Origin of the sequence: Pseudonocardia phyllosphaerae (assembly GCF_046546475.1) — a bacterium.
In the GTDB taxonomy this organism is placed as follows: Bacteria; Actinomycetota; Actinomycetes; order Mycobacteriales; family Pseudonocardiaceae; genus Pseudonocardia; species Pseudonocardia phyllosphaerae.
This window is the reverse complement of sequence record NZ_JBKGXS010000008.1, coordinates 216,826-242,857: the sequence shown is the minus strand read 5'-3', so window position 1 is coordinate 242,857 and position 26,032 is coordinate 216,826. Positions and strand designations below refer to the sequence as shown.

The 26,032-nt window shown below is 74.6% G+C and carries 24 protein-coding genes; 9 read left to right on the top strand and 15 right to left on the bottom strand.

Going from position 1 to position 26,032, the window contains the following annotated elements; translation table 11 throughout:
- Positions 1 to 143: 143 nt before the first annotated feature.
- Both purU and ACLE50_RS17760 read right to left on the bottom strand, forming a co-directional pair.
- Positions 144 to 1,028 (bottom strand): formyltetrahydrofolate deformylase, encoded by an 885-nt coding sequence (purU, locus tag ACLE50_RS17765; RefSeq protein ID WP_410944687.1) that lies wholly within the window; start codon positions 1,026 to 1,028, stop codon positions 144 to 146.
- A complete protein-coding gene (locus ACLE50_RS17760) occupies positions 1,025 to 1,522 on the bottom strand; it encodes a DUF2505 domain-containing protein (protein ID WP_410944686.1) in 498 nt (165 codons plus the stop codon). Before ACLE50_RS17760 ends, purU begins: the two co-directional genes overlap by 4 nt.
- 23 nt (positions 1,523 to 1,545) lie before the next feature.
- Here ACLE50_RS17760 and ACLE50_RS17755 point away from each other — a divergent pair, with 23 nt between their 5' ends.
- From ACLE50_RS17755 to ACLE50_RS17745, 3 genes are all read left to right on the top strand, one after another.
- Entirely contained in the window at positions 1,546 to 2,595 is a 1,050-nt protein-coding gene (locus tag ACLE50_RS17755; protein ID WP_410944685.1) for a UDP-N-acetylmuramate dehydrogenase, read from the top strand.
- Between the two features lie 122 nt (positions 2,596 to 2,717).
- Entirely contained in the window at positions 2,718 to 3,893 is a 1,176-nt protein-coding gene (locus tag ACLE50_RS17750; RefSeq protein WP_410944684.1) for a L,D-transpeptidase, read from the top strand.
- Between the two features lie 52 nt (positions 3,894 to 3,945).
- Positions 3,946 to 4,137, top strand: a complete 192-nt coding sequence (locus tag ACLE50_RS17745) for a hypothetical protein (protein WP_410944683.1) — start codon at positions 3,946 to 3,948, stop codon at positions 4,135 to 4,137.
- Between the two features lie 31 nt (positions 4,138 to 4,168).
- Here ACLE50_RS17745 and ACLE50_RS17740 read toward each other — a convergent pair whose 3' ends face one another.
- Entirely contained in the window at positions 4,169 to 4,912 is a 744-nt protein-coding gene (locus ACLE50_RS17740) for an SDR family NAD(P)-dependent oxidoreductase (RefSeq protein WP_410944682.1), read from the bottom strand.
- A 163-nt stretch (positions 4,913 to 5,075) separates the two neighbouring features.
- On the opposite strand from ACLE50_RS17740, the gene ACLE50_RS17735 reads away from it, so the two are divergent.
- The gene (locus ACLE50_RS17735) at positions 5,076 to 6,683 is read left to right on the top strand and encodes an alkaline phosphatase D family protein (protein ID WP_410944681.1); all 1,608 of its coding nucleotides are present in this window, start codon (positions 5,076 to 5,078) and stop codon (positions 6,681 to 6,683) included.
- Positions 6,684 to 6,691: 8 nt separating this feature from the next.
- Here the strand turns inward: ACLE50_RS17735 and ACLE50_RS17730 are convergent, their stop codons facing one another.
- Positions 6,692 to 6,943: a DUF2530 domain-containing protein gene (locus ACLE50_RS17730; RefSeq protein WP_410944680.1), complete on the bottom strand. Its 252-nt coding sequence runs from the start codon at positions 6,941 to 6,943 to the stop codon at positions 6,692 to 6,694.
- 67 nt (positions 6,944 to 7,010) lie between these two features.
- Here ACLE50_RS17730 and ACLE50_RS17725 point away from each other — a divergent pair, with 67 nt between their 5' ends.
- Positions 7,011 to 8,444, top strand: coding sequence for an NCS2 family permease (locus ACLE50_RS17725; RefSeq protein WP_410944679.1), 1,434 nt, complete (start codon positions 7,011 to 7,013; stop codon positions 8,442 to 8,444).
- Between the two features lie 191 nt (positions 8,445 to 8,635).
- Here ACLE50_RS17725 and ACLE50_RS17720 read toward each other — a convergent pair whose 3' ends face one another.
- The 7 genes from ACLE50_RS17720 to ACLE50_RS17690 all read right to left on the bottom strand — a co-directional run bounded on the left by ACLE50_RS17720 (position 8,636) and on the right by ACLE50_RS17690 (position 16,361).
- Positions 8,636 to 9,580, bottom strand: a complete 945-nt coding sequence (locus ACLE50_RS17720) for a glycoside hydrolase family 16 protein (RefSeq protein ID WP_410944678.1) — start codon at positions 9,578 to 9,580, stop codon at positions 8,636 to 8,638.
- A gap of 79 nt (positions 9,581 to 9,659) precedes the next feature.
- Entirely contained in the window at positions 9,660 to 10,832 is a 1,173-nt protein-coding gene (locus tag ACLE50_RS17715; protein WP_410944677.1) for a glycoside hydrolase family 16 protein, read from the bottom strand.
- Between the two features lie 30 nt (positions 10,833 to 10,862).
- Complete coding sequence (locus ACLE50_RS17710; protein WP_410944676.1) at positions 10,863 to 11,459, bottom strand: hypothetical protein; 597 nt, start codon at positions 11,457 to 11,459, stop codon at positions 10,863 to 10,865.
- A complete protein-coding gene (locus ACLE50_RS17705) occupies positions 11,456 to 12,676 on the bottom strand; it encodes a hypothetical protein (protein ID WP_410944675.1) in 1,221 nt (406 codons plus the stop codon). Before ACLE50_RS17705 ends, ACLE50_RS17710 begins: the two co-directional genes overlap by 4 nt.
- A 3-nt stretch (positions 12,677 to 12,679) precedes the next feature.
- Positions 12,680 to 13,165: a hypothetical protein gene (locus ACLE50_RS17700; RefSeq protein WP_410944674.1), complete on the bottom strand. Its 486-nt coding sequence runs from the start codon at positions 13,163 to 13,165 to the stop codon at positions 12,680 to 12,682.
- A gap of 8 nt (positions 13,166 to 13,173) precedes the next feature.
- On the bottom strand, positions 13,174 to 14,673 hold the full coding sequence (locus ACLE50_RS17695) for a hypothetical protein (protein ID WP_410944673.1): 1,500 nt from the start codon (positions 14,671 to 14,673) through the stop codon (positions 13,174 to 13,176).
- Between the two features lie 206 nt (positions 14,674 to 14,879).
- Positions 14,880 to 16,361: a glutamate--cysteine ligase gene (locus ACLE50_RS17690; RefSeq protein WP_410944672.1), complete on the bottom strand. Its 1,482-nt coding sequence runs from the start codon at positions 16,359 to 16,361 to the stop codon at positions 14,880 to 14,882.
- A 165-nt stretch (positions 16,362 to 16,526) separates the two neighbouring features.
- Between ACLE50_RS17690 and ACLE50_RS17685 the strand changes: the two genes are divergently transcribed.
- The gene (locus ACLE50_RS17685; protein WP_410944671.1) at positions 16,527 to 17,336 is read left to right on the top strand and encodes a TrmH family RNA methyltransferase; all 810 of its coding nucleotides are present in this window, start codon (positions 16,527 to 16,529) and stop codon (positions 17,334 to 17,336) included.
- A gap of 88 nt (positions 17,337 to 17,424) precedes the next feature.
- On the opposite strand, the gene sepH is transcribed toward ACLE50_RS17685, so the two are convergent.
- Complete coding sequence (gene sepH, locus ACLE50_RS17680) at positions 17,425 to 19,080, bottom strand: septation protein SepH (RefSeq protein WP_410944670.1); 1,656 nt, start codon at positions 19,078 to 19,080, stop codon at positions 17,425 to 17,427.
- Positions 19,081 to 19,439: 359 nt separating this feature from the next.
- Entirely contained in the window at positions 19,440 to 20,573 is a 1,134-nt protein-coding gene (gene serC, locus ACLE50_RS17675) for a phosphoserine transaminase (protein WP_410944669.1), read from the bottom strand.
- Positions 20,574 to 20,738: 165 nt separating this feature from the next.
- Between serC and ACLE50_RS17670 the strand changes: the two genes are divergently transcribed.
- Positions 20,739 to 21,677, top strand: a complete 939-nt coding sequence (locus tag ACLE50_RS17670; RefSeq protein ID WP_410944668.1) for a hypothetical protein — start codon at positions 20,739 to 20,741, stop codon at positions 21,675 to 21,677.
- A 10-nt stretch (positions 21,678 to 21,687) separates the two neighbouring features.
- On the opposite strand, the gene ACLE50_RS17665 is transcribed toward ACLE50_RS17670, so the two are convergent.
- Positions 21,688 to 22,659 carry a GlxA family transcriptional regulator gene (locus tag ACLE50_RS17665; protein WP_410944667.1) on the bottom strand — a complete coding sequence of 324 codons (972 nt, stop codon included), beginning with the start codon at positions 22,657 to 22,659 and terminating at the stop codon, positions 21,688 to 21,690.
- Between the two features lie 71 nt (positions 22,660 to 22,730).
- Between ACLE50_RS17665 and ACLE50_RS17660 the strand changes: the two genes are divergently transcribed.
- Entirely contained in the window at positions 22,731 to 24,008 is a 1,278-nt protein-coding gene (locus ACLE50_RS17660; RefSeq protein WP_410944666.1) for an MFS transporter, read from the top strand.
- A gap of 32 nt (positions 24,009 to 24,040) precedes the next feature.
- On the opposite strand, the gene ACLE50_RS17655 is transcribed toward ACLE50_RS17660, so the two are convergent.
- Positions 24,041 to 25,192, bottom strand: a complete 1,152-nt coding sequence (locus tag ACLE50_RS17655) for a citrate synthase 2 (RefSeq protein ID WP_410944665.1) — start codon at positions 25,190 to 25,192, stop codon at positions 24,041 to 24,043.
- Between the two features lie 175 nt (positions 25,193 to 25,367).
- On the opposite strand from ACLE50_RS17655, the gene pdxH reads away from it, so the two are divergent.
- Positions 25,368 to 26,024 (top strand): pyridoxamine 5'-phosphate oxidase, encoded by a 657-nt coding sequence (pdxH, locus tag ACLE50_RS17650; RefSeq protein WP_410944664.1) that lies wholly within the window; start codon positions 25,368 to 25,370, stop codon positions 26,022 to 26,024.
- The last annotated feature ends 8 nt before the right edge of the window (positions 26,025 to 26,032 follow it).

Here is a 26,032-nt window from a genome sequence, read left to right as displayed (position 1 = left end):
CTCCACCGAGCACACCTTCGCTCAGCACCGCGTACACGTGACCGCGCACGCACCACCGCGCACCACCATGTGCCGACTCCGCCCGGGGAGGGTGGGTACGGGGCACCCGTTCCGTCGCCGCGGCAGGCAGCCCGGATCAGGGGCTACCGGAAGACGATCGTCCGGTTGCCCTCGATCAGCACCCGGTCCTCCAGGTGCCAGCGCAGCCCGCGGGCCAGCACCAGCCGCTCGATGTCGCGGCCGCGCCGGACCATCGTGGCGGCGGTGTCGCCGTGGTCGACCCGGATGACGTCCTGCTCGATGATCGGGCCGGCGTCGAGGTCCGCGGTGGCGTAGTGGCAGGTCGCGCCGATCAGCTTCACCCCGCGCTTGTACGCCTGGTGGTACGGCCGGGCCCCGGCGAACGACGGCAGGAAGCTGTGGTGGATGTTGATCGCCCGGCCGTGCCAGGCCTCGCACAGGTGCGCCGGCAGGATCTGCATGAACCGGGCCAGGACGACGGCGTCGGGATCCTCGGCGTCGACCAGCTTGCGGATCTCCTCGAACGCGGCGACCTTGCCCTGCTCGCGGGCCGGGTCGCCGGGCGCGGGGAACGGCACGTGGTGGAACGGCACCCCGTGCGCAGCGACGATCGACTCCAGCGACGCGTGGTTGCCGATCACCTTGGTGATCTCCACCGGCAGCTCGCCGGTCCACACCCGCCCGAGCAGGTCGTGCAGGCAGTGCTGGTCCTTGGTCACCAGCAGCACGATCCGCTTGCGGACGCCGGTGTCGGAGATCCGCCAGGTGCCGCCGAGCTCCTCGGCGAGCGGGGCGAACCGCGCGCGCAGCTCATCGGCGTCGCACGGCACCGACGCGGCGTCGACGACCTGGCGGGTGCAGAACACCTGGTTGTCGGCGTCGGCGTGGTAGGAGGCCTCGGTGATCGAGGCGCCCAGCTCGGCCAGGAACGCCGAGATCCGGGCGACGATGCCGGTGCGGTCCGGGCAGGACAGGGTGATGACGTAACGGCGGTCGTTCATGCTCATCGGCCGATCTGCTTCGCGGTGAACTCGGCCTCGGCGTCGAGCAGGCGCCGGATCTGGCCGGCGACGGACTCCTCGATGGTGCCGCCGAGGATCGGGACCTTGACGGTGACGTCGGCGTGCACGGTCACCTCGGACCCGCCGTCGGCGTCGGTGAGGCGCATCGTCGACGTCGCCGACGCGGGTGCGCCGTGGACCTGCACCGTCCCGGTACCCTCCCAGACACCCGGTCCGGCCGGGTGCCACTCCTCGGTGCGCTCGATCCGCAGATCGCCGGGCACGAGCGAGGACACCACCGACGGCAGGTCGGCGGCGGAGATGCCGTGCCGCAGCGTGTACCGGACGCCGTCGCCGGTCTCCTCGTAGGACAGCAGCGCCGCCCCGGGCCCGCCCAGCTCCTGCAGCCGCCGCTCGATCGTCGCGCGTCCCGTCAGCACCGGGTGCACGGCCTCGGCGGGGTGCGGGAAGGGGGCGCGATGGTCGAGCGAGCGCGGCATGCGCGCAGGTTACCGTTGCGGGTGTGAGCTCCCCTGCGACGACCTCCACCGACCCCCGGCTGAGCGCACACACCACGCTGCGCCTCGGCGGGCCGGCCCGCCGGATCGTCCGGGCCGAGGGGCCCGCCGACGTCGTCGAGGCCGTCGGTGCCGCCGACGCAGCGGGGGAGCGGGTGCTGCTCGTCGGCGGGGGCTCGAACCTCGTCGTCGCCGACGCCGGGTTCGGCGGCACCGCCGTCCTGCTCGCCGGGCGTGGGATCGAGCTCGACCGCGACGGCGACGACGTGCTGCTCACCGCCGACGCCGGCGAGGACTGGGACGAGGTCGTCGCCGCGAGCGTCGCCGAGGGGCTCGGCGGGCTGGAGTGCCTGTCCGGCATCCCCGGCCGCACCGGCGCGACCCCGGTGCAGAACGTCGGCGCGTACGGGGTGGAGGTCGCGGACCTGCTCGTCGACGTCGACCTCTACGACCGCCGCACCCGCACCGTCCGCGAGCACGTCCCGGCCTCGCAGCTCGGGCTCGCCTACCGGACGAGCGTGCTGAAGGGCAACGACGACGCGGTCGTGCTGCGGGTCCGGTTCCGGCTCCGCGGCGACGGCCGCTCGGCCCCGATCCGCTACGCCGAGCTGGCCCGGACCCTCGGCGTCGAGCCGGAGAGCCGCGTCGACCCGGCCGCGGCCCGCGAGGCCGTCCTCGGGCTGCGCCGCGGCAAGGGCATGGTCCTCGACGCCGCCGACCACGACACCTGGTCGGCAGGCTCGTTCTTCACCAACCCGATCCTCGATGCCGCCGACGCCCCGCAGGTCGAGGGCCTCGCCGCCTGGCCTGCGGGGGACGGGAAGGTCAAGCTCTCGGCCGCCGGGCTGATCCAGAACGCCGGTTTCGGCCGCGGCCACGCCGGGCCCGGCGGGCACGTCTCACTGTCCACCCGGCACGTCCTGGCGCTCACCCACCGCGGCGGCGGCAGCACCGCCGACCTGCTCGGCCTCGCCCGGGAGGTCCGCGACGGCGTCGCCGCCCGGTTCGGGGTGACGCTGCGGCCCGAGCCCGTGCTGGTCGGCTGCAGCATCTGAGCCCGCTGCCGGGGCCGACGCACCAAGCCCGACACACCCGGCTCGACACGCCGTGTCCGGGTGGACCGGGTCCGCGTACCGTCATCGCCTGCAACACGGGGTGAGAACGGTGCGGGGGACATGTGCGACGGCTGTTGATCGTGCTGGTGACGGTGCTCGTCGCCGCCGGAGTGGTGGGCGCGGTCGCGCTGGCCTCGTCCCCGGGCGGGGGGAACCGGAGCGCGCCGTCGCAGGCGGCGCCCGCACCCGGCCCGGAGGTCACCTACACCCCGGGGCCCGGGCAGCAGGCCGACCCGGCCGGGCACGTCTCCGTGCACGCCGCGGACGGCACCCTGGAGAAGGTCTCGCTGACCGGCCCGCACGGCCACGCCGTCGACGGTGAGCTGTCCGCGGACCGCAGCACCTGGACCAGCACCGACCGGGTCCTCGACTTCGGCACCACCTACACCTGGCACGGCCGCGCCGTCGGCGGCGACGGCGCCGCCACCCCGGTGCGGGGCACCGTCGTGACCGCGAAGCCCGCGCACCTGGTCACCGGCTCGATCAACATCGGCGACGGCCGCACCGTCGGGATCGCCGCCCCGATCGAGATCCAGTTCGACCGCCACGTCGAGGACCGGGCGGCGGTCGAGAAGGTCCTGAAGGTCACCACGTCGAAGCGGGTCGAGGGTGCCTGGGGCTGGCTGCCCGACGAGAACGGCGGCTCCCGGGTGCACTGGCGGCCGAAGCAGTACTGGCCGGCGGGCACGAAGGTGCAGGTCGCCGCGCCGATGAAGGGCGTCGACCTCGGTGGCGGCGCCGTGGTCTCCGACGACCTCACCTCGTCGTTCACGATCGGGCGCGCCCAGGTCGTGAAGGCCGACACCCGCTCGTTCCGGATGGTCGTGCTCCGCGGCGGCAAGCAGGTCGCCTCCTACCCGGCCAGCTACGGCCTCGCCGACGACCCGGAGCGCAACACCCGATCCGGCATCCACGTCGTCAGCGAGAAGTTCACCGACAAGCGGATGATCAGCGAGCAGTACCACTACGACACCGTCGAGAAGTGGGCCGTGCGGATGAGCAACAACGGCGAGTTCATCCACGCCAACCCGAAGTCGGCGGCCGCGCAGGGCTCGTCGAACGTCACGCACGGCTGCGTGAACCTCTCGGTCGACGACGCCGAGGCCTACTACGACTCGGCGCTCTACGGCGACCCCGTCGAGGTCACCGGCACCCCGGTGAAGCTGGCGCCGCGCGATGGCGACATCTGGGACTGGACGGTGCCGTGGGACCAGTGGAAGACGCTGTCCGCGCTCTGACCAACCGTCCTCGGCGAGGGTGCGTTCCCACGGCAGCGGGTACGCACCGGCCATGACCAGCCCGCAGGACGTCCCCGACGACCGGGTCGAGGCCCGGGAGACCCCGCTGCCCGAGGAGCGCGGCACCGCCCCGGACGCGGCCGAGATCCTCGCCGAGTCCGAGGAGCGGCTCGCCGGTGCGGTGTCCGGCGACGAGCCCGCCGACGACGCCGACGAGCACCGCCGCTCCGAGGACACCGTCTGAGCGCAGGTGCTCCGGCGTCACCCGCGCCGGATCACTCCCGGTGCGCCCGGGTGCCCGACGCCTGGGCGCGCGGCTTGAGCACGATCTGGTCCAGGTTCACGTGCGACGGCCGGGTCGCGGCGAAGGTGATCGTGTCCGCGACGTCGTCGGCCGTGAGCGGCGTGATGCCCTGATAGACCTTCGCGGCGCGCTCGGCGTCGCCGTCGAAACGGACCTCGGAGAACTCGGTCTCGACCATGCCGGGGCAGATCTCGGTGACCCGGATCGGCTCGCCCAGCAGCTCGCCGCGCAGCGTGCGGTGCAGCATCGCCTGGGCGTGCTTGGCGCCGGTGTAGCCGGCGCCGTTGTCGTAGAAGTCCAGCGCGGCGATCGAGGTCACGGTGATCACGTGGCCGTCGCCGGAGGCACGCAGCTTCGGCAGGAACGCCTGGGTCACCCGCAGCGTGCCGAGCACGTTGGTCTCCCACATCCAGCGCCAGTCGTCCTCGTCGGCCTGCTCGACGGGCTCGAGCCCCTTCGCTCCACCGGCGTTGTTGACCAGCACCCGGGCCTCGGGCACGGCGTCGGCGAAGGCGCGCACGGAGCCGGCGTCGGTGACGTCGAGCGACAGCGCGGTCCCGCCGATCTCCGTCGCGATCTCCGCGCAGCGCTCGGCCCGCCGCGCACCGAGGACGACGTGGAACCCGGCTCCGGCCAGGTGACGGGCGGTGGCGGCACCGATGCCGGAGGAGGCACCGGTGACGACGGCGGTCGGGCGGTCGTTCGCGGGGGTCATGGCCGAACCCTAGGACGGGCCACAGCGGGCCCGCCCGGCCGACCCGGTCGTGGACAGCGGGTCACCACCCGGGCCGGTGCGCGGTGCAACGTTCGGGTCCCGTACGCGGCCCGGCCACCGGCCCGTCACCACCCGGACGGTTCGATCACCCAGCGTGCCCGGCATGACCACCACGATCGGGCGCCGCGGTTTTCTGGGCTGGGCCGGACTCGGAGCGGCGGCGGTGTTCGCCGGCACCGGGGCCTGGCAGGGGGACGTGGCCGCGGCCGCGCCCCGGGAGGCGAAGGGCGGCAACCCCTTCACCCTCGGCGTCGCCTCCGGTGACCCGGCGGCGGACTCGGTCGTGCTGTGGACGAAGCTCGCGCCGGAGCCGTTCGCCGCCGACGGCCGCGGCGGGATGCCGGACCGGCCGGTCGTCGTGCTCTGGGAGGTCGCCGACGACGAGCGGATGACCCGGATCGTGCGGCGCGGTCAGGTCGTCGCCACCCCGGCGCTGGGGCACGCGGTGCACCCGGAGGTCCGCGGGCTCGCCCCGGACCGCTGCTACTTCTACCGTTTCCGCGTCGCCGCGCCCGGCGGGGCGGTCTCCCCGGTCGGGCGCACCCGCACCACGCCGAAGCCGTCGGCGACCCCGGCGGCGCTGGCGTTCGCGTTCGCCTCCTGCCAGCGCTGGCAGGACGGCTACTACACCGCCTACGACCACATGGTCCGCGAGGACCTGGACCTGGTCGTGTTCCTCGGCGACTACATCTACGAGTCCGAGCTGAAGAAGCTCAAGCGCGACTCCGGTCCGCCGCCGGGTGCGCTGACCACCGAGCCGACCGAGCTCGTCGGCTACCGGAACCGGTATGCGCTGCACAAGTCCGAGGCGCCGCTGCAGGCCGCGCACGCCGCGTTCCCGTGGATCGCCGTGTTCGACGACCACGAGGTCGAGAACAACTGGGCCGGCGACATCTCCGAGGTCGACGGCGAGCCGGACAACGACCCGGCGGTGTTCCGGAAGCGCCGCGCCGACGCGTTCCGCGCCTACTACGAGCACCTGCCGCTGCGGGCCGCGCAGACGCCCAAGGGTCCGGACATGCGGCTCTACCGGCGGCTGTCCTACGGCACGCTCGCCGAGTTCACGATGCTCGACACCCGCCAGTACCGCGACGACCAGGCCTGCGGCGACTCCGACGACGCGGTGGACTGCACCGAGCGGTTCGACGAGCGCCGCACCATCCTCGGCGCCCCGGAACGACAGTGGCTGCTCGACGGCCTCACCCGCTCGCAGGCCCGCTGGAAGGTCCTCGGCAACCAGGTCCCGATGGGCCAGACCGACTCCGACCCCGGCCCGCCGGTCGCGGTGAGCACCGACGCCTGGGACGGCTACGTCGCCGACCGCAACCGGCTGCTCGGCGCCGCCGCCGACGCGCACGTGTCCAACCTCGTCGTCATCACCGGGGACCGGCACGAGAACTACGCCGGTGACCTGCTGCGCTCCTGGGAGCAGCCGGGATCACCGGTGGTGGCCTCGGAGTTCGTCGGGACCTCGATCACCAGCAAGGGCGACGGCCAGGACCTGTCCGACGACGTCCGGCGCAAGAAGGAGGCGACGCCGACGCTGAAGTTCGTCAACGACCAGCGCGGCTACGTCCGCGTCGACGTGACGCCGGACCAGTGGCGCAGCTCCTACCGGGTGCTGGACCGGGTGCAGACCCGCGGGGGTCAGGTCTCGACGCGTGCGGTGTGGGCCGTGGAGAACGGCCGCCCGGGTGTGGTCCCCGGCTGAGTGCGGGGTCAGTGCGGGTCGACGCCGCGCTGCGCGGAGCGGTCCCCGCGTCGGGCTGCGGCCCGCTGGGCGAGGAACACGGTCAGGCCGAACAGGCCGACGCCGAGCCCGGCGACCGCGGTCCACACCAGCTCGCCCGCGCCGAAGGCGAACGCCAGCGCGCCGATGACCACCCACAGCACCATGCCGCCGGCGATCACCGGTGGCGACTCGTAGAGCCGCGCCGGCAACGGCGGCGGGCTCGGTGGTGTGTGGTTCACGAACTCGTAGCCTACGGGGTACACGTATGCGTCGGCCGCGGCTCGGCCCGCGTCTAGGGTGTCGCCCGTGCTCGAGCGTCTCTTCCGCGTCTCCGAACGCGGGTCATCGGTCTCCCGCGAACTGCGTGGCGGCCTGGTCACGTTCATGGCGATGGCCTACATCATCGTCCTGAACCCGCTGATCCTCGGCAGCATCTCGCCGACCGACCCGTCGGCCAAGACCGACGTGCTCGGCGGGATCCTGCCGGTGTCGCAGGTCGCGGCGGTGACCGCGCTGGTCGCCGGCGTGATGACCCTGCTGTTCGGGCTGATCGCGAACTACCCGTTCGCGCTGGCCACCGGCCTGGGCATCAACACGCTGCTCGCGGTGACGATCGCACCGATGATGACCTGGCCCGAGGCGATGGGCCTGGTCGTCATCGACGGTCTGATCATCGTGCTGCTCGCCGTCACCGGCTTCCGGACGGCGGTCTTCAACGCCGTCCCGGTCGAGCTGAAGACGGCGATCGCGGTCGGCATCGGCGCGTTCATCGCGCTGATCGGGCTGGTCGACGCCGGGTTCGTCCGCCGCCTGCCCGACGCCGCGCACACCACCGTCCCGGTCGGGCTCGGCATCGACGGCTCGATCGCCTCCTGGCCGACGGCGGTGTTCGTCGTCGGGCTGCTGATCGTCGGTGTGCTGGTGGCGCGCGGGGTGCGGGCCGGGCTGCTGATCGGCGTCGTGATCAACACAGTGCTGGCGATCGTCGTCGAGGCGATCGTGCACGCCGGTCCGTACTCCCCGGACAACCCCGCCGGCTGGTCGCTGGCGGTGCCGGCACTGCCGGACTCGGTCGTCGGGCTGCCGGACCTGTCGCTGGTCGGGCAGGTCTCGTTCGGCGCGTTCACCCGGCTCGACATCGTCACCGTGGTGCTGCTGGTCTTCACCCTGGTGCTGGCGAACTTCTTCGACGCGATGGGCGCGCTGACCGGGCTGGGCCGTCAGGCCGGGTTGGTCGACGCCGAGGACAAGCTGCCCGACGTCGGCAAGGCGCTGATCGTGGAGGGCTCCGGCGCGGTCGCCGGCGGGCTGGGCTCGGCGTCGTCGAACACGCTGTTCCTGGAGTCCGCGGCCGGAGTCGCGGAGGGAGCCCGGACCGGGCTGGCGAACGTGCTCACCGGGCTGCTGTTCCTCGCCGCGATGTTCTTCACCCCGCTCTACGCGATCGTCCCGGTCGAGGCGGCGGCCCCGGCGCTGGTCGTGGTCGGCGCGCTGATGTTCCGGCAGATCGCCTCGGTCGACCTCGCGGACCTGCGGACGTCGATCCCGGTGTTCCTGACGGTGGTCGTCATGCCGTTCACCTACTCGATCGCCAACGGCATCGGTGTCGGTTTCATCAGCTACGTCGTGCTGTCCGCGGCGACCGGCCGGGCCCGGCAGGTGCACCCGCTGATGTGGGTGGTGTCGGTGCTGTTCGTGGCCTACTTCGCCGTCGGTCCGATCCGCAGCCTGCTCGCCTGAACTCCGATCACCCGGGGACTTGCGCGCGTAGGCAAGGCTAGGCTAACTTCTGCGGTGTCGCTTCGTGGTGGGAGCGGCGCGTCAGTTCGGGACAGGAGAGAGGCCCCGGCCCCCGCGAGGGGACCGGGGCCTCCTTCTTTCCCCAGATGCACCGCGGAGCCGCCGAGCGTCCGCGGTGGGCCGGTGCCGGGTCAGGGTGCGTAGATCCGCACCCAGTCGACCTGGAGGTCGAGCTCGTCCGGCGTGCGGGAGTCGCGCGCCGGGATCCAGTCGTTGCCGTAGGGCCCGATGTCCTGCTGGATCGCGAGGTGCATCGGACGCTCCGGGACGGTCTTCGGGTCGGTGCTCCGGAAGACCTCCTGGCCGTCGATGAAGTACGCGACGTGGTCCGGGGTCCACTCGGTGGCGTAGGTGTGCCACTGCGTGAAGTCGCCGCGGGTGCTGTGCCCGACCTGGGAGTTGTCCTCGCCGAAGTGCAGGATCGAGTGCGACTCGCTGCGGTCGCCCTTCGGGATCTCCATGAAGTTGACCTCGCCGCCCTCGGGCCAGTCCTCGGCGTCCGGCCAGAGCAGCGCGACGTCGCCGTAGCCCCAGCCGGGGTTGGTCTTGGCGCGGATCTCCCAGCGGCCGTAGGTCTGGCCGCCCTGCCACGCCAGCCCGGCGGAGGTGAGCCCGCGGCTGGTCAGGACCAGCTGGCCGTCGCGGACGGAGAGGTTCTCGGCCTTGTGGCGGCCGACGCCGCCGGTGGTCTCGCCGGTGTAGGGCGACCAGCGCGACGTGTCGAGTGCGGAGCCGTCGAACTCGTCGTGGTCGACGAGCTTCCATCCGCCCCGGACGGCGGCCTCGGTGCCGATCCGCTGCGACGGGTCCAGCGTGCCGGACTCGCCGGGGCGCTCCTGGCCGCGCACGCCACCCGGTGCGCTCGACGACGGCGAGGTCGACGGGATGCCGGTGTTGCCGTCACCGAGGAGGTCGAGGTTGGCCGCGGCGGCGACGAGCCCGACCAGGGTGCCGCCGGCCAGGAACGCGCCGACCAGGTGTGGCCAGCGCCGTGGGCTGCGGGGCTCCGGCTCGGGATCGGGGTGCTCCCAGGCCGCCGTGTCCGGCCGCTTCCGGTCCGGGGCCTCCTGTGGCACGCCGTTCTCCTCTGTCCGCGCGGGATGTGGCGGAAGAGTAGAAGTACGTGGCTGTGGTCCCGCTGAGAGCGTTCGGCCGTCAGGCCTGGGCCGTCGGGGTGCCGTCGAGTGCGTACTGACGGACCCATGCGACCTCCATCATCGACTCCTGCGGGGAGCCGCCCTCGGGGAACCAGTCCAGCTGGATGCACAGGTGCATCGGGCCGGGCGGCTGGACCTTCGGGTCGGTCGTGGAGAACCAGGGCTCGCCGTCGACGAACGCGGTGATCTTCTCCGGGGTCCACTCGAGCGCCCAGTTGTGCCACTCGGTCGCGTCGACCTCGACCGAGCCCTCGACCTGGGAGTTGTCCGCGCCGTAGTGGAAGAACGCGTTCGTCCTCTGCCGATGCGGGTCCATCATCTCCATGAAGTCCAGCTCGCCGCCCGAGGGCCAGTCCTCCGCGGTCGGCCAGAGCAGCAGCAGCGCGTTGTACGACGGGTCGGACTTCGGTGCGCGCACCCGGCCCTCCCAGCGGCCGTACTTCTGGCTGGCGCCGACCCAGGCCATGCCCGCGGTGTTGCCGGAGCCGTCGCCGGTGATCCGCAGCGCGCCGTCGACGACGCCGACCGCGTCCGGGGTGCGGCGGCCGTTGCCGGCGTGGCCGGGGCCGTCGTAGATGTTCCAGTTCGCGGTGCCGGTGGAGAAGTCGTCGACGTGGGTGGCGGTGCCCCAGCCGTGCCGTTCGGCGGCGGTGCTGCCGGTCATCGCCGCACCTCCGGAACCCGTGCCGCCCGTGGTGCCGCTTGTGTCCTGCTTCGTGCCGGTGCCGCTCTCGGTGCCATGGCCCGATGGTGCCTGGGGCGCGCCGGTGCCGCCGCCCGGTGCGGGGGTGCTCTTCTTCTCGCCCCGTTCCGGCGTGTCGGTCGCTCCGCCCTTCCGCTGCTCCTGCCCGGTTCCGGGGACCAGCGTGACCTGCGGGCGCTCGGGGGTGCTGCGCTTCGGGTCGGTGGCGTCCTTCGGCCCGGTGCTGTTCCTCGGTGCGGTGTTCTTCGGTGCTGTGCCGCCCGGGGCGGCCGTCTCCGGGGCCGTCTCCCGCGGTGCGGTCGTCTCCGGGATCCTGACCTGCGGTGCCGCCGGGGACGTCACCTGGTCCGGGGTGGACGGTGCCGCCGGGGCATCGGTCTGCAGCGACGGCGCCGCACCCAGCACGATCACCACGATCCCCTTCGCCACCAGTTTCTTGATCAGTTCCGTGAGCTCGTCGCCGGTCATGGCGCACCTCTCGTGGTCGGGGTGGGCGGGCTACTCGCCCGGTTCGGTGGGGTCGGCGGCGAGCGGGACGTCGGCGAGTACGCGCCACCGGCCGTCGTCGCCGCGGTGGAGGACGACGCGGGTGCGCCACCGCTCGGTGCGTGCGGTGCCGCCGGGCGCCGCGGTCGTCGTACGGACGTCGGCGAGGTAGGCCTGCCGCCCGCGCGTGAGGTCCTGCTCGGCGGGGGCGAGCGCGTCGACGACGGCGATCCGGCGCGCCCCGGGCGGGGGTGCGTCCAGCACCGGCGTCCCGACGGCCGCCGGCCCGCCCGGCTCGGTGAGGGTGACGGCGTCGCGGCGGGTCCGGACCGCGTCACCGGGGCCCGCCCCGTGCGCGGCGACGAGGTAGGCCCGCACCAGCCCCTCGGGCGCCGACGGAGCCGGCACCGGGAACAGCGGGTCCGCGCCGCGTTCGAGGTCGCCACCGCCGAGCGCGGCCCGGTCGTCCGAGGTCAGGACGGGTGGGGCGTGGTCGCCGTCGTCGGCGTCGGCCAGGGCGGGGACCAGCAGCGCGATCGGCAGCGCGACGACGGCGGACAGCCCGAGCAGCAGCGTCGTCCGGCGTGCGGGCCTCCCGGCGGCGCTCACTGGGTGAAGCTCACGTGGATGTGGTCGTAGTGACCGCCGGTCGGGTCGGAGGTGTCGTAGACCCCGCCACCGGTGTAGCGACGGCCCCAGCCGGAACCGTCGCCGCGGGCGTTCGGCGCCCAGTAGCGGCCCTGCCAGATCAGGTAGCGGACCTTGAGCGGCTCGGCGTTGGCCTGGAACCAGTGGGCGATGCGCCAGCCGTCGTCGAGGTCGGCGCCTTTCGGGAACCGGCCCGCGGAGCCGGGGAAGAAGTCGCACGCGCGTCCCTTCGGGTGGTCGGAGGAGGGGTTCTGGTGGTGCTCGTCCCAGCAGCCGAGCGAGCGGATGGCGCCGTCGCCGGGCTCGCCGAACACGGCCTCGACGGCGTCGAGCCCGTGCCGCGTGGCGCCGGTGAGGCAGCCGTCGGAGCGGACGGGGTCGCGCTCGGCGCACCTCGTCGCGCCGCCGGTCCACGCGGGTGCCGGTGCGGACTCGGCCGCGCTGCGACCGGGTGCCGCGGGCTTCTTCTGCGCCGCGGGGCTGCGAGGGGCGGGTTTCGGCTGCTCGACCGGTTTCGCCGGGGCGGCGGGCCTGTCGTCGGGAGCGGGCGGGGTGCGGGCGGAGTAGGCGCGGACCAGGCCGTGCACGGCGTCGACGTAGCGGTGCACGGCGTCGCTGCAGGCCTGCGTGCAGCCGGCCTCCCCGGCGGCCGGGATCCCGGCCGCCGAGCCGGTGACCCGCCGGCAGCCTGCGACGTGGCAGACGAGCATCGCGTCGAGCACGGGGACGTCCTTGGGGTGGGTGGCCAGGTGCCCGGCGGCGGCGCGCAGCGTCGCGCACAGCCAGGGCACGACGGTGCGCAGATGGGCCTGCGGGTCGGTGACCGCCGGGTCCGGCCAGGGCGCGCCGCCGGCGGCGACCCAGGTCCGTTCGGACACCTGCAGCAGCCCCGCGGCGGGGCCGGTCCGCAGCTTCGGGTCCCAGCCGGACTCGGCCTGGACCTGCGCCACGACCCACACCGGCGGCAGCTCCGGGCAGGAGCTCGTGGTGAGCGAGGTGACCAGCGGCAGGTACGGGCGGGCGGCGTCCGGGACGCGCGCGGCGTCGATACCCGACGGCGTCGGGTCGGCCGCCGGGGCGGCCGCGGCGGTGCCGAGAAGTCCGGTGCCGAGCGGGCCGGTGCCGAGGGGGCCGGTGCCCAGCAGGACGAGCAGCAGCACGAGGAGTCGGGTTCGCACGGGTCAGCCCAGCCGGACGCCGCGGACGGCGCGCAACGGGCCGCGTGCGGATGCCGCGAGTGGCCGGGTCAGGCGGCCGCCCTCGGTGAGCAGCGCGGCGATCCGGCCCAGTGCCTCGGCGTAGCGGCGGAGCGCGGCGGGCGGGTCGGTGCGGCCGAGGACGTCCGCGGCGTCGGACCAGGGGTCGGTGGCGCGGGCCCAGCCGGGCACCGCGGGCAGCGCGACGACCGCCGCCCAGCCGGGACCGGCTGCGGTGGCGTCGACGCCGTCCGGGTCGTCGGTGCCCGGATGCAGCGCCAGCACCGGGGCACCGGGGCCGGGGCGGGGGAGCGCCCGCGCGGCCAGGGCCAGCCCGGACGTGGTGTCCCGGCACAGCACGACGTCGGGCAGCAGGTCGTGTCCCGCGACGACGCCGGCGTCGCGCGCCCGGAGCGCGCGGGCCACCGTCGTGGTCCCGACCCCACCGGCCAGCCCGCCGACGACGGGCATCCGCGGGGTCACCGCGGGCCCCGGCCTGCGAGGTCGTGCGGGGACGGCGGCTCCGGCGCGGCGTCGACGACGAGATCGTCCCCGTCGCGGCCGTCGCCGCTGCGGGCGACGGTGACCTCGACGCGGACCCAGCGCGCGGCCAGGCCCCGCCACCCGCGGGCCGACGGCGCGGGTGCCGCGGCGGCCTCGCCCAGCGGCGGGTCCGGTTCGGGCTCGGGGGAGCCGGTGCCGCGGGCGTCGACGCGACGGTAGGGGACGACCCGGACGCGGACGGTGACGTGCACCCGGCCGTCGTCGCCGGGACGGACGCGGCCGGGCAGCACCAGGTCGGCGCGCTGGCGTCCGGTGCCGGTCCAGCCGAGCAGCGCCGTACCCCCGGCGTCCGCGGGCAGGTGGGCGGCGAGGGCACGGCCGCGGCGGGCGGGGTCGTCCTCGTCCCAGGACAGGAGATCGGCGGCGAACGCGCCGGCGAGGGAGCGGGCGTCGTCGGGGTCGACGGTGCCCGGGGCCGGGTCCGGCTGCGGATCCGGGTCGGGGACGGCGCGGGGCGCGGGGACACCGGGCGAGGTCGTGCCGTTGCGCGGGGCGTCCGCCCGTCGATCGTCCGAAGTCGACGGAGCGGCCACCCGGGGTTCGGACCGGGTGTGTGATGCGCCGTTGCGGGGCGCGTCCGCAGGGACGCCGGGTGGCGGTCCGGCTGCGGGCGGTGCGGAGGGCTCGGGTGGTGCAGAGGGCTCGGGTGGCGCGGAGCGTTCGGGCGGAACCGGAGCGCGGTCGGGTTCGGCCGGGGCTCCCGTGAGCCGGGTGACCGGCGGCAACGGGTACGCCGGAGCAGGCGGGACCCATGCCGCCCAGGCCGCGGCGGCGTCGAGCCCGGAGAGGTCCGGCCGGGCCTGCTCGGGCTGCTCCGGCGGGACCGCCGGTTCCGCGCCGGGTGCCGGTATCGACCCGGGCCCCGGCCCCGCCGGGGCCGTGCCACGGGACGGTGCCTCCGGCCGGACCGCCGGTTCCGCACCGGGCGCGCCGGAGCCCGGCTGCGGCGTCCCCCGCCGGTCCGATCCGGTGCGGGGAGCGCCGGGGACGCGCGGAGCCCAGGCGTCCGGCCCGGCCGCCCTCGGTGCGGCGGCACCCGCGGCCGGGACCGGCGGGAACCCGAACGGGTCGGTGACCGGCTCCGGCTCCGGTTGCGCCTCACCCGCGGGCCGGCGCGGGGTCCACGCGGTCGGCCGGGCTGCCGCCGTCGCGGGACCGGGCCCGGCGAACGAGGCCGGTCCGGTGCCGGACGCCGCGGCGTCCGGGCCGGTGCTCCCGGCGACCCCGGTGCTCCCGGCGACCCCGGTGCTCCCGGCGACCCCGGATCCCGGGTACGCGGTGGGACCCGAGGACCAGGCGGGGCGCGCACCGGCGACCGGCGGGCCGTCGAGCCACGGGTCGGGGCCGCCGTCCGGGGCGCCGGCGTCGTCGTCGCGTCCGCGGCCGAACAGGCGGAACGGGGACACGGCGGTCATCGCCGCGGACCGGTCCGGCGCGCGGCCGGACCGGCCACCGGGCTGTACACGGGGCTGTGCGCGGGCATGTCCCTCCGTCCCTGGCACCGGGCCCCGTCGTGGGGCACCGGCGTCGGGGACGGTAGGAACGGAAGGGGGTCACCGGGCCCGGTCGGCCGGACCGCTTCGCAATGGCGAACACGGCGGCCGCGGGACCCGGCCCCGGATCAGTCGGGGATCTCCCAGGTGTGGACGGGCTGGTTGGCCGTCGAGCACGCGACGTAGCGCTCGAGCATCCCGTGCAGCGCCTCGTCCCGGCTCATGCCGCGCCCCTCGAGCGCGGCGACCGTGTCGACCTGCCAGGACGCGCCGGTCTGCCGCGTCACGCAGCGCCGTTCCAGCACCGTCAGGTACCGGTCGCAGACCGCGCCACCGACGCCCCACCGGGCCAGCCCCTCGTGCGCCAGCGGCAGCAGGGTGCGCAACGTGAGCTCGTCGGGGCGTACCCAGCCCATGCCCGGCCAGTACAGCGGCGCGTGCATGCCGTGCCGGGCCGCGGTGTGGAAGTTCTCCCGCGCGGCCTCGAACGACACCGAGCGCCACAGCTCCTGGTCGGACTCGACGAGCGTGCGCAGCAGGCCGTAGAAGAACAGCGCGTTCGCGACCATGTCGACGGTCGTCGGGCCGGACGGCAGCACCCGGTTCTCCAGCCGCACGTGCGGCCGGTCGCCGCTGCTGTCGTAGATCGGCCGGTTCCAGCGCCAGATCGTGCCGTTGTGCAGGGTCAGCTCGGGCAGGTCGGGGACGCCGCCCTCGTTCATCTGCGCGACCGGGTCGACGTCGGTGGTCAGCGGCATCAGCGCGGGGAAGTAGCGGGCGTTCTCGGAGAACAGGTCCAGCACCGAGTCGATCCAGCGCTCGCCGAACCACACCCGCGGCCGTACGCCCTGGTTGTGGAACTCCGGGGTGCGCACGTCGCAGGCCTGCTCGAACAGCGGGATCCGGGTCTCGGCCCACAGCCGCGACCCCATGAGGAACGGCGAGTTCGCCCCCAGCCCCAGCTGGACCCCGGCCAGGCACTGCGCGGCGTTCCAGTAGCGGCCGAACTCGGCCGGCGCGACCTGCAGGTGCAGCTGCAGCGAGGTGCAGGCCGCCTCCGGGATGATCGTGTCGAAGTCGCCGCCGACGCGCTCCTCGCCGCCGGAGATGTCGAGCCGGATCGGCTCGCCGCGCGCGTTGAGCATCTGGTCGTTGAGGGCCTGGTAGCGGTCCTCCGGGGAGATCGACTCGGCGACCATGTGCTCGGCCCGCAGCGTCGGCAGGATCCCGATCATGACGAGCTGGGTGCGGAGGTCACCGGCCTTGGCCCCGGCGCCCGCGAGCAGGTCCAGCAGCTCGTGCTCGAGCTGCTTCCACTGGTCACCGGGCAGCGGGCGGGGCGGCAGGTTCAGCTCGACGTTCCAGCGGCCGAGCTCGCTCTGGAACTCGCCGGACCCGATCGTGTCCAACACGTCGCGCCCGTTCAGAGACGGCGCCAGCTCCGGACCGACCAGGCTGAACTCGACCTCGACGCCGGTCATCGGCTCGGAGTCGGCGAACGCGTGGGTGCTGAGCAGCTCCTCGAGGGTGTCGAGGCAGCGCTGCACCTTGATCCGGTACCGCTGGCGGTCGCGCCGGCTGAACGTCGTCCGGTCGACCACCTGACCCATGCGCTAACCGACCTCCATCGAACGGGGAGCCCTCCTCACCCACCCGGACGTGGCCCGGTTCAGGGAGGTGGCACTACACGTTGTCACATCGCTGAGATGAGCGGTACCGGCTGACCGGGCGACCGGACGCGGCGAACGGTCAGTGACGTGGGACGATCGGCCGTCGTGGCCATACTCACCACGATCGACCGCCCGGACGACCCGCGGATCGACGACTACCGGGACCTGACGACCGCCGACCGGCGCCCCGACCGCCCCGGCGGGCGGGGGCTGGTGATCGCGGAGGGTGTCGTCGTCGTACGACGGCTGCTGGAGTCCCCCTACCCGGTGCGGTCGCTGCTGGGGGTGCCGCGGCGGCTGGAGGAGCTGGAGCCCGACCTGGAGAAGATCCACGTCCCGGCCTTCGCGACGGACGCAACGACAATGGCCGACGCGGTCGGGTTCCACCTCAACCGCGGTGTCCTGGCCGTCGCGGACCGCGCGGCCGAACCGGACGCCGGGGATCTTCTCGCCGGGGCCCGGACGGTCGCGGTCTGCGAGGGCGTCGGGGACCACGAGAATCTCGGCTCGTTGTTCCGCAACGCGGCCGCGCTCGGTATCGACGGGATCCTGCTCGGGCCGGGCTGCTCGGACCCGCTCTATCGGCGCAGCGTCCGGGTGTCGATGGGGCACGTGCTGCGCGTGCCGTTCACCCGTCTGGCGGGTAGCTGGCCGGCATCGTTGGACACTCTGCGCGACAGCGGCTTCACCGTCGTCGCGCTGACGCCGCGCGCGGACGCCGAGCCGCTGGCGACGGCCGGGCTGGCGGGGGAGCGGGTGGCGCTGCTCGTCGGGGCCGAGGGGCCGGGGCTCAGTGACGAGGCGCTCGACGCGGCGGACCGGCTCGTCCGGATCCCGATGGCGAGCGGGGTGGACTCGTTGAACGTGGCGACGGCGGCCGCGGTCGCCTTCCACGCGGTGACCGGCGGGGGCTGAGTTCCGGCGCCCCCTGCACCGGCGCCCCTGACGCGAGTCGGGCCCCGCACGAACGTTCTCGTGCGGGGCCCGATCGGGTCGGTGCGGGTCAGCGGCCGCCGCGGACGCCGAGCAGGACCTCGTCCCACGACGGCATGACCGGCTTGCCCTTCTTCGTGCGCTTGGCCGGGGTGCGCGGCTTGTCCTCGGCGCCGTCGGTGGTCTCGGCGCTCTCGGTGGGCCGGGCGTCCTCGGTAGGCGCGGCGTTCTCGGTGGGCGCGGCGTTCTCGGTGGGGTCGGTCGTCGCGGCCGGCTCGGTGGTCTGCGGTTCCGGAGCCTCGGCAGGGGCCTCGGTGGTCTGGGACTCGGTGGTGCGGACCTCAGCTGCGGCCGGCTCAGCGGTGGCGGAGTCGTCGGTGCCGTAGTCGTCGGTGTCGGGCTCGGCCGCGGCCGGCTCGGTCGCCGTGGACACGACCTCGTCCGCCGGGACCGACGCCGCGGTGGCGGCGGCCTCCGTGCTGTCAGTGCTGCCGGTGCTGTCAGTGCTGCCGGTGCTGCCGGCGGTCCGAACGGTGCCGGGCCGGGCCTGCTCGTCGGCGGGCTCGCTCACGGGCGTCGTCGCGGGAGAGCCGGTCCCGGTCGTGGAGTCACCGGTAGCCGAGTCCCCGTTCGCCGGGGTTCCGGCCGACGTCTCGTCGACGTTCTCGTCGATGGCCGGGGCCTCGTCCGTCGTCTCCCCGGACTCGACGATCTCCGCCTCCGGCGTCTCCGCCACGTAGGTCGTGACGTCGGCCGCCGGAGCGGGCTCCGCCGTCCGCGCGTCCTCGGCCGGCGCGGTCCGCTCCGCGGCCGGCTCGTCCCGGCGCTGCGGGACGGCCGGGCGGGACTCCTCGGCCGGCGCGGTGTACTCGGTGTACTCGGCGCGCGGCTCGTCGTCACGGGTGCTGCGGGACCCCGCGGCGGGCGTCGACGGCAGCCCCCAGGACGTCCGGGTGGGCGCCGACGGGCGCACCTGCGGCGGGCTCGGCCGGCGCTGCTCGGGAGCCACACCGCGTCCGGCCCAGGACTCCGCGGGGGAGCCCTGGCCGACGGCGTGGGCCGGAGCGGGGGCGTGGTCGTCGTAGGTCGGGGTGGGGTCCTCGTCGCGCGCCATGTCGACGACCGCGCCGAGCGGGCGCAGCGGACGCGCGGGCAGGCCCTCGACCAGGTCCGACGCGTGCTCGTCGAGCGGAGCGACGGTGCCGCCGTGCGCGCCGGGCTGGAACGCCCAGTGCGCGGCGTTGTCCGAACGACCGGTCTGCCAGGTCAGGACGACGACCCACTTGCCGTCCTCGCCCTTCCACGAGTCCCAGCCGGCGCTGCTGTAGTCCTGGCCGCGCAGCCCGAAGGTGTGTGCGACGGTCTCGCCGAGCGTGCGGGAATCGGGGCCGTCCGCGCGCTGGGGGTGTGCACCCTGGGCGAGCTCGGCGGTGCGGGAGCGTTCCAGCAGGACCGGGTACGCGAACCGCTCGATCTTCTGCACCGGAACGCCTGCTGCGGCGGCGACCTCGTCGACCGACGCGCCGCCCCGGATGCGGGCCTGGATCTCCCGTGGGCGCAACTGGCTCTCCAACTCGATCGCGATCTGTCCGAGCCGGGTCACGTCGCCGCGTGCCGCGGCGCGGAGCTGCTCGTCGGCCGGCACGGTGAAACGCTCACGTCGCCCTGGGTCCTCGAGGACGACCGAGCCGTCCCCGGTCACCCCCACGACCCGCAACGCGCGCATTGATCGGCCCTCCTGCTGTTCGTCCCCGTCCGGGTGACGGTAGATGCCTGCGGGTCCCGAGCGGCTGAGGCGCGCCGGGCGTGTTCTGCCTGGTCGGCAATGCGTACCTGGCCGGGGGACCCGCGGGCCGGTTTCACGCACCGTGCGCAGACTCTCATGTGGCGTGCTGCACGGTGCTCTTGGGGCTGTTGTGAAAACTGTGACTACAACGTGTTGCTATCGATCCGGTGTCGCGCGGGTGTTGCCGGATGCGATTCCGTGCTGATCAGTTCCGTGCCGATCAACCGGGCGGGGCCGGACACGCGGACGGCCGGGGCCCGCTGCTGCGGGACACCCGGCCGTCGGCGGGAACGCGGGGCTCAGCTGCCGAGGCGCTCCACGACCCAGTCCACGCTCGCGGTCAGGGCGGAGACGTCGGCCGGCTCGATCGCCGGGAACATCCCGACCCGCAGCTGGTTGCGGCCCAGCTTCCTGTACGGCTCGGTGTCGACGATCCCGTTGGCGCGCAGCACCTTCGCGACGGCTGCGGCGTCGACGGCGTCGTCGAAGTCGATCGTCCCGACGACCAGGCTGCGGTGCGCGGGGTCGGTCACGAACGGCGTCGCGAACGCGCTCTTGTCGGCCCAGGTGTAGAGCCGCTCGGACGAGTCGCGGGTGCGGGCGACGGCGCCGTCGAGCCCGCCGAGGCCGTTCAGCCAGTCGATCTGGTCGGCGAGCAGGAACAGCGTCGCGAGCGCCGGGGTGTTGTAGGTCTGGTCCTTGGCCGAGTTGTCGACGGCGGTCTGCAGCGACAGGAACGGCGGGATCCATCGCTCCGAGGCCTGCAGCTCCTCCACCCGGGCCAGCGCCTTCGGGCTCATCAGGGCGATCCACAGGCCGCCGTCGGAGGCGAAGCCCTTCTGCGGGGCGAAGTAGTAGACGTCGGCTTGGGCGATGTCGACGGGCAGCCCGCCCGCGCCGGACGTCGCGTCGATGACGACGAGCTGGTCGTCGGTCGTGCCCTCGGGTCGCAGCACCGGTACCGCGACACCGGTCGAGGTCTCGTTGTGCGCCCACGCCAGCACGTCCGCCGACGGGTCGGTGCGCGGCGCAGGCGCGGTCCCCGGCTCCGACGACACGATCACCGGGTCGGCCAGGAACGGCGCGCCCGCGGTGGTGTCGGCGAACTTCTGCGAGAACTCGCCGTAGGTCAGGTGCAGTGACTTCTCGCGGACCAGGCCGAACGCGGCCGCGTCCCAGAACGCCGTCGAGCCGCCGTTGCCCAGCACCACCTGGTAGCCCTCGGGCAGCGAGAACAGCTCGCCGAGCCCGGCCCGCACGCGTCCGACGATGTCCTTGACCGGCTTCTGCCGGTGCGAGGTGCCCAGCAGGGAGTCCCCGGTCGCGGCGAGCGCGGACAGCGCCTCGGTGCGGACCTTCGACGGGCCACAGCCGAAACGGCCGTCGGCGGGCAGGAGATCGGACGGGATCGTGAGGTCGGCAGGATCGGTCACGGACCCAGTGTCGCAGCCCGTCCCGAGCTGTACCGATCAGGCGGTGGGTGAGGTCACCCCGCCGGGCCGGGGTCGCACGGTCGGGTCTCCGCGCTGCTCCGGCTCCCGGATGCGGCCCGCACCGGGTAGAACCGGGCGACGCACACGAACGGGGAGGGGTCGTCCGTGACCGAGCAACCACCGCGGCCGTCCGGCGGGGAGCCGGGCCGGCCGGCCCGCCCCGGCATCATCCCGCTCGCCCCGCAGGACGCGGGCGACCTGGTCGGCGCGGGTTTCCGGTTCGTCCGGACGTGCCCGGTGACCGTGCTGGTGCCGATCCTGGTGTACTCCGCGGTACTCGTCGCGGTGCAGTTCGGGCTGCAGGGCGAGACCGGCGGGGTCGGGCCGACGTCGGTGCCCGGCTACGGCGCCGACCCGTTCGGTCCGTTCTCCCTGTGGTCGGGCCTCGGCATCGCCGCGGTCACCGCGCTGATCTACCCGCCGCTGCTGGGCATCGCGCTGGCGGCGCTGCGCCCGGCCGTCGTCGGCCGCCGGATCGGGCCGGGCCAGGCCTGGCAGGCGGCCCGGCCGCACCTGGGCGCGCTCTACGTGGTCGTGCCGGTCACGGCCCTGATCGGGCTCGTGCCGGTCCTGATCATCGGGTTCGTCGGGGCGCCGCTGTGGGAGTCCGGTGTGGTCGGCGCGGTGGTCGCCGTGCTGCTCGTCGTCGCCGGGTACGTCGTGATGATCTATCTGACGGTGCTGCTCACCCTGGCGCCTGCGGCGGTCGTCGTCGAGGGGCTGCCCGCGGTCGACGCCCTGCACCGGTCCCGCGAGCTGGTCACGGGTTCCTGGTGGCGCTGCTTCGGCGTGCAGCTGCTGTGCGGGATCGCCGTGGCGGTCGCCGGGCTGGCGATCGCGATCCCGGTGATCGCCGTCGCGGTCGCGGTCGGAGCGGGTGGCCTCCGGTCCGGCGCCGTGGTCGTCGGCGGGATCGGCATCGTGCTCTACGAGGCGCTCGCCTACGCCGTGCTCGTCGGGACGACCGCGTTGCTGTACCAGGACCAGCGCATCCGTCGCGAGGGTCTCGACCCGGAGCTGGCCTCCGCCGCGCACGGCGGCTGACGGCCCGGGCTCACACGGCCTGGGGGGCCCGGTGCGCCCGCCGGTAGGCCAGCGGGGCCATCCCGATCTCGCGGTGCAGCCGGTGCCGCAGCGCCGCCGTGGTCCCGAACCCGGACCGCGCCGCGATCTGCTCGACCGACAGCTCGGTGGTCTCCAGCAGCCGCCGGACCAGGTCGAGCCGCCGCGCGGTCAGCCAGTGCCCGGGGCTGGTGCCGGTCTCGGCGCGGAACCGCCGGGTGAACGTCCGCACGCTCATCGCTGCCCGCGCCGCCAGGTCCTCGACGCCGAGCGGCCGGTCCAGGTGGGCCAGTGCCCACTCCCGTACCTCGGCGGTGTCCGGTCCGGACGGCTCGGGCATCCGGTGCTCGACGAACTGCGCCTGCCCGCCCTCCCGCCACGGCGCGACGACGTTGCGCCGCGCCGTCGCCGCCGCCACCTCGGCCCCGTGGTCGCGGCGCACCAGGTGCAGGCACAGGTCGATGCCCGCGGCCACGCCCGCGGAGGTGAGGACGTCGCCGTCGTCGACGAACAGGACGTCCGGCTCGAGTGTGACCTGCGGGAACATCGCCCGGAACCGGTCCGCGTGCGCCCAGTGCGTGGTGGCGCGCCGGCCGTCGAGCACACCGGCCGCGGCGAGCGCGAACGCGCCGGTGCAGATCGCGACGATCCGGCATCCCCGCGCCGCGGCCGCCCGGATCACCTCGAGCAGCCGCGGCTCCGGGTACTGGCGCGGCCGCCCGGGCCGCGACGCCACGGCCGGGACGACGAGCGTCTGCGCCCGGTCCAGCACCTCCGGGCCGTGGTCGGGCAGCACCCGGTAGTCCGACGCGGTGCGGACCGGCCCGCCGTCGAGGGAGGCGACGCGCACGTCGTAGAGCTTGGTCCCGTCGGGGGCGACGGTCGTGCCCAGGATCCGGTCCGGGATCGCCACCTCGAAGGGAATCACCCCGTCGACGACGACCACACCCACCCGATGTGTCATGGCCGGATTTTTGCACATGTCGGCGGAACGGCCACTGGCTCGCAGCGGGCGACCGGCGCAGGATCGCGGCCATGAACGCTCCCGCCGGAGACCGTCGCATCCACCCCGCCTGGTGGGCGGCCGCCGCCACCTTCCTCGCGCTGCTCGGTGCCGCCGGGTTCCGCTCGACGCCCGGGGTGATGGTCGGCCCGCTGCACGACGAGTTCGGCTGGGCGATCGGCGACATCTCGGTCGCCATCGCGGTCAACCTCGCGCTGTTCGGGCTGACCGCGCCGTTCGCGGCCGCGCTGATGGAACGCTTCGGCGTCCGGCGGGTGGTGGCGGCGGCGCTGCTGCTCGTCGCGGCCGGTGCCGGCGCGACGGTGTTCATGACGGCGGTGTGGCAGCTGGTGCTGCTGTGGGGCGTCGTCGTCGGCCTGGGGACCGGGTCGATGGCGATGGCCCTGGTCGCGACGGTCGTCGGTCGCTGGTTCGTCGCCCGCCGCGGCCTGGTGTCGGGAATCCTCACCGCGGCCACCGCCACCGGGCAGCTGGTCTTCCTGCCGATGATCGCCGCGATCGTCGAGGGCGGCGGATGGCGCCCGGCCGCGCTGACCGTGGCGGCCGCGGCGCTGGTCGTCGTGCCGGTGGTGTGGTTCTGCCTCAAGGACCACCCCGCCGACGCGGGCGTGCTCCCGTACGGCGGCACCGAGGCCGACGTCGTCGTCCCGCAGCGCAGCGGGGCCGCGCTGCTCGCCCTGCGGACCCTGCGCGACGCGGCCCGCACCGGCACGTTCTGGCTGCTCGTGGGCGGGTTCTTCATCTGCGGCGCGACGACCGCGGGCCTGGTCCAGTCGCACTTCGTGCCCGCCGCGCACGACCACGGCATGCCCGCGACCACGGCCGCGTCGCTGCTCGCCGTCGTCGGGATCTTCGACCTGGTCGGGACGATCCTGTCCGGCTGGCTCACCGACCGCGCCGACCCGCGGATCCTGCTCGGCGTCTACTACGGTCTGCGCGCGGTGTCGCTGGCGCTGCTGCCGCCGCTGTTCGGCACCGACCTGAACGCGAGCATGCTCGCCTTCGTCGTGTTCTACGGCCTGGACTGGGTCGCGACCGTCCCGCCGACGATGGCGCTGGCCCGCGAGCGGTTCGGGCCGCGCGCCGCGGTGGTGTTCGGCTGGGTCTTCGCCTCGCACCAGCTGGGGGCGGCGTTCGCGGCGCTGGTGGCCGGGCAGGTCCGCGACGCGCTGGGCAGCTACGACGCCGCCTGGTACGGCGGCGCCGTGCTGTGCGTCGTCGCCGCGGTGCTGTCGCTGCTGGTCCGGCGGCGGCGCACCGCGCCCGCCCCGGCCCCGGCGCCGGTCTGACGGGCCCGGCGCGGCGAGAGCCCCGCGAGGGCTCAGCGCGGGGTGACCGACTCCCAGCCGGGGACCTGCTGCGGGGTGCGCGGACCCGGCCCGACGTACTGCGCGGACGGGCGGATCAGCTTGTTCTCCCGCTTCTGCTCCAGCACGTGCGCCGACCAACCCGCGGTCCGGGCGGAGGTGAACATCGCGGGCATCATGTGCGGCGGGACCTCGGCGAAGTCGAGGACGACCGCGGCCCAGAACTCGACGTTCGTCTCGATCGGGTGGTCGGGGCGGCGCTCGCGCAGGATCGCCAGCGCCGCACGCTCCAGCTCCGCGGCCACCTCGTAGCGCGGGGCGTTGAGCTCCCGGCAGGTGCGGCGCAGTACGCGGGCGCGGGGATCCTCGGCCCGGTAGACCCGGTGGCCGAAGCCCATGAGCTTCTCGCGGCGGTCGAGGATGCCCTTGACCAGCGCCTCGGCGTCGCCGGTGCGCTCGACCTCGTCGATCATCGGCAGCACGCGGGCTGGCGCACCGCCGTGCAGCGGCCCGGACATCGCTCCGATCGCGCCGGACAGCGCCGCGGCGACGTCGGCGCCGGTGGAGGCGATGACGCGGGCGGTGAAGGTGGAGGCGTTCATGCCGTGCTCGGCCGCGGAGACCCAGTAGGCGTCGACGGCGGCGACGTGGCGGGGGTCGGGGTCGCCGCGCCAGCGGGTCATGAACCGCTCGGTGATCGTCGCGGCCTCGTTGATCCGGGCCTCGGGGACGGCGGGGACGCCGATCCCGCGGGCGGACTGCGCGACGTAGGACAGCGCCATCACCGACGCGCGGGCCAGGTTGTCCCGGGCCTCGTCGGTGTCGATGTCGAGCAGCGGCCGGTAGCCCCAGTAGGGGGCGAGCATGGCCAGCGCGGCCTGGACGTCGACCCGGACGTCGCCGGTGTGCACCGGGATCGGGAACGGCTCGGCCGGCGGCAGGCCCTGGCCGAATCGGCCGTCGACCAGCAGCGCCCAGACGTCGCCGAACGACACGGACCCGGCCAGGTCCTCGATGTCGACGCCCCGGTAGCGCAGCGCGCCGCCGTCCTTGTCCGGTTCGGCGATCTCGGTCCGGAAGGCGACGTGGCCCTCCAGCCCGGAGCGGAAGCCGGGCGGGGGCGGCGGGACCTCGTGGGTCACGCCGGGGCTCGCGGTCTCGGTCACCGGGTCTCCTTCGGCTCGGGTCGGTGCCACCCTGCTCCCGTCGCGGCGCCCCCGGCAACGCGGGGACCCGGTGGTATCGGTCACGAACCCGCCCCTGAGCACCCCGAACGGTGGGTGCGCGCGACCACCCGTTCCGCCTACGGTCGGGGCCCGCAGGGCCCGCGCAGGAGGACACATGACCGACGCACCGCCACTGGAGACGATGCGGACGGACTACGACAGCCGCCCGTTCGACGTCGCCGACCTCAAACCCACCTGGTACGAGCAGCTCGCCGCCTGGATCGACGAGGCCCGCGAAGGCGGTGAGCCCGAGCCGAACGCGATGGTGCTGGCCACCGCCGACCCGGACGGGATCCCGTCCTCGCGCACGGTGCTCTGCAAGGGCGTCGACGCCGACGGGATCGTCTTCTACACCAACTACACCTCGGTCAAGAGCCACGACCTCGACCGCACCCGGGTGGCGTCGGCGACCTTCCCGTGGTTCGCGATGCACCGCCAGGCCCAGCTCGCCGGCCGGGTCGTGCGGGTCCCCGAGGCGCAGGCCGACGCGTACTGGGCGCTGCGGCCGCGCGGTGCGCAGCTGGGCGCATGGGCGTCGGCACAGTCGACGGTCGTGCTGGGGCGCAACGTCCTCGACCACGCTCTCGACGGCGTCACCCGCCGGTTCGCCGACACCGAGGAGATCCCGCGCCCGCCGCACTGGGGCGGCTGGCGGATCGAGCCGCGCACCGTGGAGTTCTGGCAGGGGCGCCACGACCGGATGCACGACCGGCTCCGGTTCGACATCGACCGCGACGACGACGGCTGGACGGTCCGCCGGCTGGCCCCCTGATCCGGCCG